The sequence below is a fragment of the Gluconacetobacter sp. genome (genome assembly GCF_047721585.1).
GTDB lineage: Bacteria > Pseudomonadota > Alphaproteobacteria > Acetobacterales > Acetobacteraceae > Gluconacetobacter > Gluconacetobacter dulcium.
On sequence record NZ_JBDNXE010000017.1, the window covers coordinates 31,710 to 45,832 of the forward strand.

Below are 14,123 nucleotides of genomic sequence, written 5' to 3' on the forward strand. Positions count from 1 at the left end.
CCGCTCACGGCGCGGCCCGGCGCGCTCCGGCGGGGCCGGCCGGCCATGGGGCCGAGGCATCGGTCCGCACATAGCCCTCCCCCGTCATGCCGGCCTTCAGCAGGCCCCCCAGATCCGTCTGGGCCGTGCGCTCCACCCGCAGCCGCACGCGATAGACCAGTTGCTCGCGCTCGGTCGCGGTCTCCACATATTTCGGCGTAAACTGCGCCTCGGGCGAGATATAGGAAATCCGCGCCGCAACCGCGCCGGTGTCCAGATCGTCAAACACGATCCGCGCCTCGTCCCCCACCCGCAATTGCCGGACGACCCGCGCCGGAAAGAAAACCGTCAGATACGGGTCCACCGGGTCCAGCAGCGCATAAAGCCGCCCGCCCGCCGGCAGCACGCTGCCCGCCTCGACAACGCGATATTCGATCCGCCCGCCGACCGGCGCACGGATCACCATGTCATCGACCACCGTCCGGGCCTGCGCCACCATCGCCGCCGCCGCCTCCACCGCGCGGCCGGCCTCCTGAACCGCCTCCGCCGCACCGTCACGCGCGCGCTCGGCGACATCCAGCGCCGTCTGTCGCTGCGTCACTTCCATGTCGGAGACCAGCATCTGCCGCCGCATGGTCCGGGCATGGGCCAGTTCGTCACTTGCCAGCCGCGCGGCCTGGGTCCGCGCCGCCAGTTCCGCCCGTGCCCGGCCGACCGCCGCCTCGGCCTGCCCCTGCCGGGCCACGGCCGCCGCAAGCTGGGCCTGCGCCTCGGACTCATCCTCGCGCGCCAGAATCTGGCCTTTGGTAACGACATCCCCTTCCTGCGCGTCCAACGCGCCGATCCGCCCCGGATATTTCACCGCCACGTCGATCCGCGTCAGTTCCAGCCGCCCGTTGGAATGATACAGGCCCGGCACCGCCCGTCCCAGTTGCCGGTCCCACAGCCATCCGGCCACGGCAATAACGGCCACCAGACCGGCCAGACCGCCGGCAACGAGGATCTTGCGTGACATCTGCACCCGCTTCCCGTTCATCCCGACAGACACCCTATCCCGTTCTCCGGCATGCAAGAAGCCAAAGTGACACGGGCAGTTATGCCGGTCCTACCCCGCCCGCACCGCAGACCCGGTTTCGCGGATGAACAGGGCGACGACACCGGCCAGCACGATCCCCACCACACCGACCGAGAAGCCTTCACGAAACACCGTCTCCGTCAATCCGGCGGTCCCGGCCAGCCGTTGCAGAAGCCACCCGAACAGCGGCGACGCCACCGCGCTCATCACGAACACCAGGAAATTGATCGCCCCGGTGGCGCTGCCCTTCACGCCGTCGGGATTCACTTCCTTGATGATGCTGTAGGGGATCATGGCCGCCCCCGAGGCAAAGCCCAGGATAAAGGCCAGGATATAGGGCGGGAACAGGCCCGGCGGCGGATAGATGATCGCCACGGAAGACAGCAGCATCGCCACGATCCCCCCGAACAGCACCGGCTTCCGCCGCCCCAGATGATCGGCCAGATACCCCATGACAGGGCAACCGAAGACCCAGCCGATCGGCACCATCGCGGCCCGGCTCACGGCTTCGTGATAGCTCAGATGCCACCCATGCGTCATGAACGACACGCCCCAGGTCATGCTGCCCACCGTGGTCGGCAGAAACAGCAGGCCCGAACACAGGCCGCACAGCCACGATTGCCGATTGCCCAGCACGATCCGGTAAGGCGCCAGCAGCGACCCTTGCGGGGCCACGGCGCTCTTTTCCGGGCGCGGCGTGCCCAGAAAGATCGCCACCGCCACGACCGCCGTCGCCACCCCGGCATCGACCCAGAACGACCGCCACGGCACCACGCCATGGATCAGCCACGCCACGGTCGATTGCCCCATCGCCCCGCCCAGCATCCCCACGCACTGGGTCACCCCGATCGCGGTGGCCAGATAGCGCGCCGGAAAACCGTGCGACGCCAGATAGACCGCGCCGACGAAGGCGAACGCCGCCCCGGCCCCCTGCAACAGACGCCCCAGTTCCGCCATCCACACCGGCCCGGCACCGAACATGGCAATCCCGACGGCCAGCACGAATGTCCCCGCCGGCAGCGCGATCTTCGCCCCCCACCGGTCCATCGACGCACCCGAGATCAGCGAGCACGCCGAATAGGTGTAGTAATAAAGCCCCAGCAGCGAGGCCAGCCCCGCCGTCGTCAGCCCCATGGTCGCGGTCAGTTCGTCCATCATGACGCTGGGCGCCGACCGCACGGAATATTGCAGGAAATAGAACAGCAGGCAGAACGCCCAGGCCAGCACATAGCCGGCCTGAAAGCCTCCCTTCGCCTGCACGCCGCCCACAGGCGGCGCACTGGTAGCCATGGTCATCGGCGTCTCCTCCCCTCGCCACTGCGTGGCGGGTTTTTATTGTTTTACCGAATCGAAAAAGACCGCTGCCGCCACAGGCGGTGCCCTCATGCCGCGCCGTGGGCCATGATCAGCGCAATGGCGCAGGAGGTCAGCCGCGCCTGCTCGGAATCCGCACGGCTGGTCAAAATCACCGGCACCTTGGCACCCAGCACCACGCCCGCGGCATCCGCGCCGGCCAGGAAGGACAGTTCCTTGGCCAGCATGTTGCCCGCCTCCAGCGTCGGCACGATCACGATATCCGCCCGTCCGGCCACGGGAGAATCGATATGCTTGATCTTCGCGGCATTCAGGTTCACCGCGTTGTCGAAGGCCAGCGGCCCATCGACGATGCCGCCCGTGATCTGCTTGCGGTCGGCCATCTTCGACAGCACGGCCGCATCCAGCGTGGACTGGATCGCCGGGTTGACGGTCTCCACCGCCGAAAGAACCGCCACGCGCGGTTCGGCCAGCCCCAGCACATGCGCGAAATCGATCACGTTCTGCACGATGTCATGCTTGGCCCGCACGTCCGGCGCAATGTTCACCACCGCGTCGCTGATCATCAGCAACCGGTCATAGAACGGCACATCCATGACGAAGACATGGCTCAGGCGGCGATCGGCGCACAGGCCGGTCGGGCGCGCCACCACTTCGTGGAGCAGTACATCGGTATGCACGGCCCCCTTCATCAGCAGGCGCGCACGCCCCGAGCGCACCAGCGCCACCGCCTGGGCCGAGGCCGCATGCGCGTCCTCGGCCTCGACAATCTCCAGCCCGTCGATCGACAGGCCGGAATCCTTGGCGACGGATTCGATCAGCGCCTTCGGCCCGACCAGGATCGGCTGCCCCAGTCCCCGCTGGGCCGCATCGCAGGCCGAGCGCAGCGACAGGTCATCGCAGGGATAGGCCACGGCGATCGGCAGGGCCGGCAATTGGGCCGCCTTCTCACACAGGGCGCGGAAACGGCGATGCGTCACGATATGCTCGAACGACGAACAGGCCATGACCACCGATTGCGGCGCCTGCGGCGCCTGGATCTGCATGGTGCCCCGCGCCACCTCGCCCCCGTCCTGCCGCACACTGACGAAGGACAGGTCCAGCAGCGCATCCGCATCATGCTTCGCCACCACCTGGCAGGTCACCACCACCCGGTCGCCGACCGATAGGACATCGCCCCCCAGCGTCAGCGCATAGCTGCGCACCACGCTGCCCACACCGGGGAAGCGGGTGCTGACCAGCCGCATGACCAGGATGCCGATCCACACGCTCGCCACCGACTGCGATACGCTGGCCGTCTCGACCCCTGCCCCATCGGGCTGCCATCCACCCAGCAGATCCGCATTGTCCCTGGTCAGGATCTCGGTCAGGTCGGCCTTCTCACCAACCGCGATATCCTTGAACAACCGGTTGGTCACGAGTTCCTGGGTCTTATCCACCAGCGATTTTCCTTCGGACAAAAAAGGATGAACGATCAATTTCCCGTTATAATACCGACGAACAGGCAACCGCGTTGATCCCGATCAAAGCAGACCCATTACTGCCGATTTTAGAGACGGCCAAAGAAATCGGCCCGCCGAGCGCACATGCCGCAAAGCAGTACGCCCGGCGTGTATTCTCAAGCATCTGAGCGGAACGGCCCTGATGGCCGCCCACTTTTGCAGAAGTGCCCCGTGCAGTCTGACCGAAAATTCGATCAGACTCTTACACAGGCTCTTACAGCCGCGAGGCCGATTGCGCATCATAGGTGGTCAGGATCGTCCGATACTGCGCCCGCAGGAACTGCGCCGCCTCATCGGGTTGCCCACCGGCAGCAAGCTGCCCCTTGAAGGCCGCCACCGACTCATGGCCCCGGCGCTCCATCCAGCCGCGCAGTTCGCCCAGCAACGTGCCCAGATACGCCGGCCCATGCCGCAGCAGCGCGGAGGTCGTCATCACCGCATCCGCCCCCGCCAGCAGATATTTCACCACATCCGCCCCGCTCCACACACCCGTCGATGCCGCGATCGAGGTCGGAATCCGCCGCGACAGCAGCCCGACCCACATCAACGGCAGACGAATGTCATAGGGATTGCTCAGATGCAGGTCATCGCGCGCCGTCAGCGCCGCCAGATCGACATCCGGCCCGTAGAACCGGTTGAACAGCACCAGCCCATCCGCGCCGGCCTCGGCGAACTGCGCCGCCATATGGCCGGGCGCACTGAAGAAGGGCGCCATCTTCACGCTGACCGGCACCCCCACAGCCGCCTTCACCCGGCGCAGGATCTCCAGCGCCGCCGCCTCGACCGAGGCGCCGCTTTCCGCCGGGTCGGCGGGCACGCGATAGATGTTGAGTTCGATCGCCGACGCCCCCGCCTGCTCCAGCTTGCGGGCGAAATCGACCCATCCGCTGGCCGAACAGCCGTTCAGGCTGGCGATGATCGGCACCCCGGCCCGCGCCGCCGCGCGCCGCAAAGTTTCCAGCCGCCCATCCAGCACGTTGCTGCCCGCATCCGGCGGCCAATAACCCGCCGCTTCCGGCTGGGAGTCGGTCCCCATCTCCGTCATGGCCGCCTCGGCCAGTTCCTGGGCGACGATCTGCTCCTCGAAGATCGACGACAGCACAACCGCCGCCGCCCCCGCATCGGCCAGCCGCATGATGCCATCCAGCTCGGCACCAAGCGGCGACGCCGAAGCAACGATCGGATGCGCCAGTTCAAGACCAAGATAAGTCGTTCTCAAATCCATATCCCCAACCCTCTCAAGACATCGGTTCTCAAAAAATCGTCAAATGTCATCGAAGTTTATGCCCGGAAACGTGGGCTGGTGAGCGAGAGCGGCCCTACGGGCCGCGCCCGTCGTGCGTTTCCGAGCACCGGAGCGGAGCGGCCTCAATGGCCGTGAGCACCGGAGCGCAGGAAACGCGCGTCGGATCGCCACCAGCGCGCGTTTCCGGGCATAAACTCAGGGGATGTCTTCCCAGTGGGGTAGAAACCGGCTGCCGTCGCGGGCGGCCATGTCTTCATAGACGCGATAGCGTTCCTGCGCCGCCGCCTCGGCCTGTTGCAGCAGATGCCCGGCCGATTCCGGATGCGTGCGCAGCAGGGTCTTGTACCGCAGTTCCCGATAGGCATACTCCTTCAGCGGGATCCGCTGAGGCGGCGAATCCAGCCGGAACGGATTCAACCCGGCCTTGCGCATCGTGGGGTCGAAGCGGAACAGCGGCCAGTACCCCGACGCCACGGCCCGCGCCTGCTGCTTCATGCCGGTCCGCATGTCGATGCCATGGGCGATGCACTGCGAATAGGCCAGGATCAGCGACGGCCCGTCATAGGCTTCCGCCTCGCGCATCGCGATCAACGCCTGCTCCGGGTTCGCCCCCAACGCGATCTGCGCCACATAGACGGTGCCGTAGGAAATCGCCTGCAACGCCAGATCCTTGCGCGGCACCCGCTTGCCGGCGGCCGCGAACTTCGCACTCGCCCCCAGCGGCGTCGCTTTCGAGGACTGGCCGCCGGTGTTCGAATAGACCTCGGTATCCAGCACCAGCACGTTCACATTGCGGCCCTGCGCCAGCACATGGTCCAGCCCACCATAATCGATGTCATAGGCCCAGCCATCGCCCCCGACGATCCAGATCGAACGCCGGACCAGGAAATCCGCCAGAATCAGCAGGTTTTTCGCATCCGGCCCGTCGATCGCGGCCAGCCGCGTCTTCAGCGCCGCTACCCGCTCGCGCTGCTCGACATAATCGCGCTCGGTGTGCTGCGTCCTGGCGAGAATGGTCTCCGCCAGATCCTGCCCCACCTTCGGCGCCAGCCGGGTCAGCAGATCGCGCGCCAGCCCGGTCTGCTTGTCCACCGCCAGACGGAAACCCAGCCCGAACTCCGCATTGTCCTCGAACAGCGAATTCGACCAGGCCACGCCGCGCCCTTCGTCATTCGCCTTCCAGGCATGGGCCGGCATATTGCCGGCATAAATCGCCGAGCAGCCCGTGGCATTGGCAATCTGCAACCGGTCACCGAAAAGCTGCGAGATCAGCTTGAGATACGGCGTCTCGCCACACCCCGCACAGGCACCGCTGAACTCGAACAATGGTTCGAGCAACTGCACACCCCGAACATTGGCCTGATTCACCGTCGTCCGGTCCGCCGTCGGCAGAGTTTCAAAAAAGCGGATATTCTCCCGCTCCTGCTCCAGGATCGGCAGCTTCTCGCCCATATTGATGGCCCGATGCACGCCATCCTCGGCAATGGCAGGGCAGTTTTCCACGCACACGCCGCAACCGGTGCAATCCTCGACATAGAATTGCAGCGAGAAACGCGAATCCGGATACCCACGCGCATTGACGGGCGCGGAGCGGAAATGCTCCGGCGCCCCCGCCAGCGCATCCTCGTCATAGATTTTGGCGCGGATCACGCTATGCGGGCAGACAATGCTGCACTGGCCGCACTGGATGCACGCATCCTGCTCCCAGATCGGCACCTCGACCGCGATATTGCGCTTTTCATATTGCGTGGTGCCACCAGGGAATGTCCCATCGGCCGGAATCTTGCTGACCGGAATCGCCTCGCCCCGGCTGGCCATGATCTCGCCCGTCACCTCGCGCACGAACAGCGGCGCGGTCGCCGGCACGATCGGCGGCATCGCGACCGTCCCCGTGGCCGCCTGCGGCACCGTCACTTCATGCAGCGCGGCAACCGCTCCATCCACGGCGGCGAAATTCAGCTTCACCACCGCATCGCCCTTGGCGCCATAGCTCTTGGTGATGAAATGCTTGATCTGCGCCACCGCCTCGTCGGGCGGCAGCACCTTGGACAGATGGAAGAAGCAGGTCTGCAACACCGTGTTCACACGCGGCCCCAGCCCGATCTTCAACGCCACGTCCGAGGCATCGATCACGAAGAAGCGCAGCTTCTTGGCCACGATCTGGTCCTGCACCCGGCGCGGCAGCTTGTCCCACACCACATCCGGCCCATACGGGCTGTTCAGCAGGAAGGTCGCCCCGTCGATGGCCGGCCCGAGGATATCGCGCTTGAACAGGAATTCGAACTTGTGACAGGCCACGAAATCCGCATGGCGGATCAGATAAGGCGCCGCGATCTGCGCCGTGCCGAACCGCAGGTGCGAAATCGTCTCGCCGCCCGATTTGTGCGAATCATAGTCGAAATAGGCCTGCGCGAACCGCCCCGGCTGTTCGCTGAGAATCTTCACGCTGTTCTTGTTCGCCCCCACCGTGCCGTCGGCGCCCAGCCCGTAGAACAGGCAGCGCACGGTATCTTTCGGCTCGATATCGAGGTTCTGATCGTATTCCAGCGTCGTATGGCTCACATCGTCATCGATGCCGAGCGTGAAATTATTCTTGGGCACGGGCTTCGCCAGTTCGTCGAAGACCGCCTTGACCATGCCCGGATTGAAATCGCGCGACGACAGGCCATAACGTCCGCCGACCACGCGCGGCATCGCGGCAATCTTCCCGTTGCCGAACGCCTGCGCCAGCACGCCCAGCACGTCGGCATAAAGCGGCTCCATCGGCGCGCCCGGTTCCTTGGTGCGGTCCAGCACCGCGATCGCCTTCACCCCCGGCGGCAGCGCCGCCAGGAAATGCTCCGCCGAGAACGGGCGATAAAGCAGCACCTGCAAGGCGCCCACCTTCTCTCCGGGCCGGTTCGCTCCCTGGCGGTTCATCCACAGCGCGGTCTCCCGCACCACTTCCGCGCCCGACCCCATGCTGATGATCACGCGCTCGGCATCCGCCGGCCCGTCATAACGGAACAGGCGATAGGCCCGGCCGGTCTGGGCGGCAAACCGGTCCATCACCTCCTGCACGATCCCCGGCACCTTCGCATAGTACGGGTTCACCGCCTCGCGCGTCTGGAAATAGGTATCGGGATTCTGCCAGGTACCGCGAATGAACGGATTGTTCGGCGTCAGCGCGCGGTTGCGATGCGCATGCACAAGGTCGTCGTCGATCATGGCCCGGATCACGCTGTCGGGCATGATCTTCAGCATGTTGTATTCGTGCGACGTGCGGAACCCGTCGGTGAAGTGGATAAACGGCACCCGCGCCGCCAGCGTCGCCGCCTGCGCGATCAGCGCCAGGTCATGCCCTTCCTGCACCGAGGCCGCACCCAGGATCGCGAACCCCGTCGGCCGCGCCGCCATGATATCCTGATGGTCGCCGAAGATCGACGATCCACCCGCCGCCAGCGCACGCGCCGCCACATGGAAGACCGTGGCGGTCAGTTCGCCGGCGATCTTGTACATGTTGGGCAGCATCAGCATCAGCCCCTGCGACGCCGTAAAGGTCGTCGTCAGGGCACCGCTTTGCAGCGATCCATGCACGCAGCCCGCGGCACCGCCTTCGGCCTGCATTTCCTGCACTTCGGGGATATCGCCCCAGATATTGCGCAGCCCCTGGTCCGACCAGGCATCGGCCAGTTCGGCCATCGGCGAGGACGGCGTGATGGGATAGATGGCGCAGATCTCATTGACCCGATAGGCCACATGCGCGACGGCGGTGTTGCCATCCATCGTGGCGGTCTGTTCGGTCATGTCGACCTTCTCCGTTCCTGTCATGTCGCTCATGCCCGCACCTTGAAGGCCGACGGTGCAGGGGAGGTATCCGCTCCCACGGCTTCCGGCTCCATTTCGATCGCGTGGCAGGGGCACTGCTCGAAACAGGCCGCGCATCCGGTGCACAGATCCATCGAAACCGCATAACCCTGCCCCGGCCCCAGCCGGGTAATCGCCTGTTCAGGACAGGCGGCATAGCAATTATCGCACTCGAAGCAATTGCCGCATGAAAGGCAGCGCCGCGCCTCATAGCGGGCGTGGCGCTCGTCCAGCCCGGCATCGACCTCCGCGAAATCGTGGCGTTCGGCCACCGGCGTCTCGGCCTGCACGCTGCGCGGCGCATCGCGGTAATCCGGCAGATGCAGCATGTCGAAACTGACCAGCGGATGCGCCGCCGGATGGTCGTAGGTCCGGCCCGCCAGCCACGCATCAATCGCGCGCGCCGCCAGCTTGCCTTGCCCGGTCGCCGTCGTCATGGTCCGCGCGCCACCGATGCAGTCGCCGCCGGCGAAAATACCGGCCTGCCCGGTCATCAGGTCGGCATCCACCGCAACGGTGCCGTCCTTTTGCACCGTCACCGCCGTCGCCTCCGCCAGCAGCGACAGGTCGGTGTGCTGGCCCACCGCCAGCACCACCGCATCGGCGGCCAGCCGCTCCGTCTCGCCCGTCGGCGTCACGCTGCCATCGGGGTTCATGGTCACTTTCTCGACCACCAGCCCATCGGCACCGAAATGATCGACCACGCTCAGCCAGCGCACCTTGGCCCCTTCGGCAACGGCCTCGGCCGCTTCGGCCGGCAGGGCCTCCATATGCTGCTGGTCATAGCGGAAGATGATGACCGTATCGGTCGCGCCGAGCCGCCGCGCGGTCCGCGCGGCATCCATCGCCACGTTGCCGCCGCCGACCACCGCCACCACGCGCCCCAGCGCCGGGCGCCCGCCCCGGCTGACATCGCCCAGCAGGCTGATCGCATCGGTCATCTTCCGGCCATCCATGGCCGGAATGTTCAGGCGGTTGGCCAACTGCGCGCCAACCCCCACGAACACCGCGTCGAAGCCCCCTTCCTGCTTCGCCCGCACCACGTCGTCCACCTTCTGGCCACACCGCAATGTCACCCCAGGCACCCCCGTGATTCGGGCGATCTCCCTCCCCATCACCTCTCGGGGCAGACGGTACGCCGGGATGCCGTAGCGCATCATTCCACCCGGCTGCTCCGCCGCGTCGCGGATCTCCACCTGGTGCCCCATGCGCGCCAGATGCCAGGCGCAGGACAACCCCGCCGGCCCCGCCCCGACAACCAGAACCTTCTTGCCGCTGGCCGGCGCCACCGAAACCTGCCAGTCCTTCTCGGTCGCCAGATCGCCCAGAAACCGTTCGACCGCATGAATGGCCACCGGCGCATCCAGTTCGCCCCGGTTGCAGCCGCCTTCGCACGGATGGTAGCAGGCCCGGCCATGAATGGCGGGCATGGGGTTGTTGGCCACCAGCGCGTGCCACGCCTTCTCGTATTCGCCCGCCTGGGCCAGCGCCAGCCAGCCCTGAATGTCCTCGCCGGCCGGGCAGGCATGGTTACAGGGCGGCAGAAAATGCTTGTAGACGGGCTTCTGCCAGCGTCGGCTGCCAACCCCGCGCCGCGTCGTCTCCTGCAGCACCTGCGTCATGTCATCGAGTTTCAATACCATCCCAACCCCCAGCGCACCGGGCCGGCCCGCGCATTATTGGCGCGTGACCGACCCTTGCCGCACGATCGGTATCGCGACTCTTGTCGTTTCGATACCGATCCAGATAAACCCTCGACCGGCTGCCGGCACAGAATTCGGCACCGTCCGCCCTCACAAGGATTTCGTGGAATTTGTGATAACATCGAACGACCATCGGCCCGTTTGACCGAGGTCAATTACGCAAAATTTCTCTGATCTGTCATGAAGATGGCCGCCCTGCCCCACGGAGGCAGAGACGCCCGCCGTCAGTGCCCCAGCACCGCCCGCAGATCACCACCATGCTGCCGGAGCGCCGCTTCGGCGTCCGCCAGGCTCATGCCATGCCGGATCAGCACCGCCCGCTTGACGTTGCCGCCCGAGGCTTCCAGCGCCTCGGCAATCTGCGCATCCGTGCCGCCCGCCAGCAGCCGCACCATCCGCGCCGCCCGCCTTTGCAGCTTGGCATTGACCACACGCATATCCACCATCTGCCCGCGATAGGCATGGCCCAGCCGGACCATCAGCGCGGTCGAGAGCATGTTCAGCGCCGCCTTCTGCGCGGTCCCCGCCTTCAGCCGCGTCGAGCCGGCAATAACCTCCGGCCCGGTCGGCAGCACAATTCCCAGTTCCGCCTCACGCAACAGCCGACCACCGGCATTCGATGCAACGCCCACCGTCAGCGCGCCGCACGCCCGCGCGGCGGCGATCGCGGCGCAGGTATAGGGCGTGGCCCCGCTGGCGGCGATGCCCAGCACCACATCCTGCGGCCCCGGATCATGCGACAGGATCTCGGTCCGGGCCGCCTCTTCCTGGTCCTCGGCCCCTTCCACGGATTCGAACAGCGCCGCCGGCCCTCCAGCCAGCATCAGCACCAGCCGCTCACCCGGCCAACCAAAGGTCGGCGTCAGTTCCACGCCATCCTGCAACCCGATCCGCCCCGACGTGCCGGCCCCGACATAAAACAGCCGCCCCCCGGCCCGCAGACCCGGCAGCGCGGCCTCGACCACCGCCTCCATCTGCGGCACGGCGGCCCGCACGATGGCCACCGCCGTCATCTGCGCCTCGGCCAGCGCATCGAGAATCGCGCCGGTCGGCCAGAGATCAATCTCGGCATAGCGCGGATCGCATTGTTCGGTGCCGATACCCGGCACGGGGGCGGAAAGCGGGCCTGTCGTCATGCTCTGATCACTTCTCGGCAACGGAATCCGCCCTGCCTGCAACGCGGGGCGCGGGAAACATCATGGAAAGACAGGCCGGTACCAGCATCATCCCGATCCCGGCCGGGACCAGCCAGGGAAAGGCGATCACCCAGCCCACACGCTGGGCCAGCATCATCAGCGCGGCCATGCCGGCAAGCGAGACCACGACCCCGAACGCCGCATCACGCCCCCTACCGGCCGGACACAGCATCCCGAACAAAAACGCCCCCAGCGTCGGCCCATAAGACCAGCCCGCGACGGTCAACCCGAGGATCACAGCCGATTTCGTCCCCTCCCCCAGCACCATGGTCACGCCAACCAGCGCCACGGCCCAGAAGGCGGTCAGCGCGCGGGCAGCAAACAGCGGTCCCGCACGCCACCCGCAAGACGCCGCAAGACGCCCCAGAACCCGCGCCGGCACCGGCCCGAAATCCGTCAGGACAGACCCGGCCATCGCATTGAGCGTCGCGGACAGCGATCCCATGGTGGCGCTCAACACCCCCGCCACCAGCAGGCCGCTCAACCCCGCCGGCAGGCCGGTGACGATGAAATGCGGGAACAACTCATCCGCCGAACGAAACCCCAGCGCCGCCGGCGACGCCCCGCCCGACCGCACCCACAACTCAACCCCGACCAGCGACAGCAGCGTAAACAGCACCCCCACCAGCACGGCGCTGCCGATCAGCGCCATCCGCGCCGCCCGCAGGCTGCGCGCCGCCAGCAATCGCTGAACCATCAACTGGTCGGTACCATGCGACGCCACGGACAGGATCGCCCCACCCAGCAACGCGGCGGCAGGGGTAAACGGGTCGGCAAACCACCGCCCGCCGGGCCGAACGTGAAAGAGCGCCAGCCGCCCGGCCCGCCAGGCGTCGTGCCAGCCATCGGCTCCGCACCACAGAAGGCCCACGCACAACGCGGCGCCGAACAGATAGATGACCAGTTGTACGCTGTCCGACCACACAACGGCCCGCAGGCCGCCGAACAGCGTATAAGCCAGCGTCACCATCATGATCGCGACCAGTACCGTCCCCCGCCCCACCGGCAGGCCGGCATGGGTCAGCAGCCAGACCAGCGGCAACATCCCGGCCAGCAGGCGCACACCCTCCGCCACCAGCCGCGTCAGCAGGAAGGCCCCGGCGGCGATCCGCTGCACCCCATGCCCGAACCGGCGGCCGAGATACTGGTAGGCACTGCTCATCCGCCCCTGAATGTAAAGCGGCAGAAACCACACGGCCACGACCACCCGCCCGATCAGATAACCCGCTGCCAGACCGGCAAAAACCAGGCCACTGGTATAACCAACCCCCGGCACGCTGATGAATGTCAGGGTCGAGGTCTCGGTCGCCACCAGCGACAGGCACAGCGCCCACCAGGGCAGGTCATGATGCGCCGACAGGAAATCCCCCGCCGAACGCCCCCGTCGCGCCAGGGTCAGCGTAACGGCCAGCAGGACCACGAAATACAGGCAGATCACGGCAATGTCGGCAGGTCGCATAGGCCCCCTCAGGCGGCGAAAATCATGAACCGCGCCCTGACGACCGCACCATACCGACGCAGTCGAACACGAGAAAGTCCCGGCCTGTCAGAACGGCTTGTACGGCAGAAACTTGCCGGAAATCGTGACATGGACCCGATCCCCCGCCGGATCGGCCTCACGCCCCACCGCCATGCGGAAATCGATCGCGCTCATGATCCCGTCGCCGAATTCCTCATGGATCAGTTCCTTCAGCGCCGGCCCATAGACGCTGAGCATCTCATACCAGCGATACAGCAGCGGATCACTCGGCGCCCCACCCTCGAAACTGCCCTTGTACGGCACCGCGCACAGCCAGGGCAGCGCCGTCTGGTCCAGGTCGAACAGACCGATCACGATGCGCGCCTCGTCCTCCGAGAACACCATCTGCCCCAGACAGGCGCAGGTGGTCCATTCCTTGCTACGCCCGACCTGCCGGGCAATGTCGGCCCAGTTCAGACCCTTGCGAACCCTGGCGATCACGATCGCTTCGGTCACGTCTTCCCGGCTGGTATACATGCATGCCTCCCTTCGTCAGGCGATGTCGGAAGCCGGTCCCGCGACACGCTTCCGGCGTTCCATCCACTGGATCGCACCGGCCACTAGCACATTGGCCACCAGACCGATCATGCCGGTATTGAGCCCCGCCGGCTGCAAACCTGCAAGCGCGCCCCCCATGGCCACCACGTCGCCTCTCTCTTAAACACAACTCAGCGACCACGAGACCCAAATAACGATCGTTTGCGCGGGTCTGCTTTGAGAAAAAAGTGCGGGGGGGGGGGGCG

The 14,123-nt window shown here is 66.3% G+C and carries 10 protein-coding genes; all 10 read right to left on the reverse strand.

The window, feature by feature from the left end; genetic code table 11:
- Nucleotides 1–4: 4 nt before the first annotated feature.
- The 10 genes from ABF821_RS05440 to ABF821_RS05485 all read right to left on the reverse strand — a co-directional run bounded on the left by ABF821_RS05440 (nucleotide 5) and on the right by ABF821_RS05485 (nucleotide 14,025).
- Nucleotides 5–994 carry an HlyD family secretion protein gene (locus ABF821_RS05440; RefSeq protein WP_415529306.1) on the reverse strand — a complete coding sequence of 330 codons (990 nt, stop codon included), beginning with the start codon at nucleotides 992–994 and terminating at the stop codon, nucleotides 5–7.
- A 90-nt stretch (nucleotides 995–1,084) separates the two neighbouring features.
- On the reverse strand, nucleotides 1,085–2,350 hold the full coding sequence (locus tag ABF821_RS05445) for an MFS transporter (RefSeq protein ID WP_415529307.1): 1,266 nt from the start codon (nucleotides 2,348–2,350) through the stop codon (nucleotides 1,085–1,087).
- 86 nt (nucleotides 2,351–2,436) lie between these two features.
- Nucleotides 2,437–3,807: a bifunctional enoyl-CoA hydratase/phosphate acetyltransferase gene (locus ABF821_RS05450; protein ID WP_415529308.1), complete on the reverse strand. Its 1,371-nt coding sequence runs from the start codon at nucleotides 3,805–3,807 to the stop codon at nucleotides 2,437–2,439.
- Nucleotides 3,808–4,084: 277 nt separating this feature from the next.
- The gene (locus ABF821_RS05455) at nucleotides 4,085–5,095 is read right to left on the reverse strand and encodes a dihydroorotate dehydrogenase-like protein (protein WP_415529309.1); all 1,011 of its coding nucleotides are present in this window, start codon (nucleotides 5,093–5,095) and stop codon (nucleotides 4,085–4,087) included.
- A 216-nt stretch (nucleotides 5,096–5,311) separates the two neighbouring features.
- Nucleotides 5,312–8,935 (reverse strand): pyruvate:ferredoxin (flavodoxin) oxidoreductase, encoded by a 3,624-nt coding sequence (gene nifJ / locus ABF821_RS05460; protein ID WP_415529310.1) that lies wholly within the window; start codon nucleotides 8,933–8,935, stop codon nucleotides 5,312–5,314.
- Nucleotides 8,932–10,584, reverse strand: a complete 1,653-nt coding sequence (locus ABF821_RS05465; RefSeq protein ID WP_415529311.1) for an NAD(P)-binding protein — start codon at nucleotides 10,582–10,584, stop codon at nucleotides 8,932–8,934. Before ABF821_RS05465 ends, nifJ begins: the two co-directional genes overlap by 4 nt.
- A 305-nt stretch (nucleotides 10,585–10,889) precedes the next feature.
- The gene (locus ABF821_RS05470; RefSeq protein ID WP_415529312.1) at nucleotides 10,890–11,801 is read right to left on the reverse strand and encodes an N-acetylmuramic acid 6-phosphate etherase; all 912 of its coding nucleotides are present in this window, start codon (nucleotides 11,799–11,801) and stop codon (nucleotides 10,890–10,892) included.
- Nucleotides 11,802–11,808: 7 nt separating this feature from the next.
- Nucleotides 11,809–13,320 carry a sodium:solute symporter gene (locus tag ABF821_RS05475; protein ID WP_415529313.1) on the reverse strand — a complete coding sequence of 504 codons (1,512 nt, stop codon included), beginning with the start codon at nucleotides 13,318–13,320 and terminating at the stop codon, nucleotides 11,809–11,811.
- An 87-nt stretch (nucleotides 13,321–13,407) separates the two neighbouring features.
- Nucleotides 13,408–13,857, reverse strand: a complete 450-nt coding sequence (gene cynS, locus ABF821_RS05480) for a cyanase (RefSeq protein ID WP_415529314.1) — start codon at nucleotides 13,855–13,857, stop codon at nucleotides 13,408–13,410.
- 15 nt (nucleotides 13,858–13,872) lie between these two features.
- Nucleotides 13,873–14,025: a hypothetical protein gene (locus ABF821_RS05485; protein ID WP_415529315.1), complete on the reverse strand. Its 153-nt coding sequence runs from the start codon at nucleotides 14,023–14,025 to the stop codon at nucleotides 13,873–13,875.
- Nucleotides 14,026–14,123: the final 98 nt, after the last annotated feature.

Bases quoted from the DNA above. Each gene is read 5' to 3' on its own strand.
- nifJ (WP_415529310.1), bottom strand. From the start codon at position 8,935: ATGAGCGACATGACAGGAACGGAGAAGGTCGACATGACCGAACAGACC.
- ABF821_RS05465 (WP_415529311.1), bottom strand. From the start codon at position 10,584: ATGACGCAGGTGCTGCAGGAGACGACGCGGCGCGGGGTTGGCAGCCGA.
- ABF821_RS05445 (WP_415529307.1), bottom strand. From the start codon at position 2,350: ATGACCATGGCTACCAGTGCGCCGCCTGTGGGCGGCGTGCAGGCGAAG.
- ABF821_RS05440 (WP_415529306.1), bottom strand. From the start codon at position 994: ATGTCACGCAAGATCCTCGTTGCCGGCGGTCTGGCCGGTCTGGTGGCC.
- ABF821_RS05470 (WP_415529312.1), bottom strand. From the start codon at position 11,801: ATGACGACAGGCCCGCTTTCCGCCCCCGTGCCGGGTATCGGCACCGAA.
- ABF821_RS05475 (WP_415529313.1), bottom strand. From the start codon at position 13,320: ATGCGACCTGCCGACATTGCCGTGATCTGCCTGTATTTCGTGGTCCTG.
- ABF821_RS05455 (WP_415529309.1), bottom strand. From the start codon at position 5,095: ATGGATTTGAGAACGACTTATCTTGGTCTTGAACTGGCGCATCCGATC.
- cynS (WP_415529314.1), bottom strand. From the start codon at position 13,857: ATGTATACCAGCCGGGAAGACGTGACCGAAGCGATCGTGATCGCCAGG.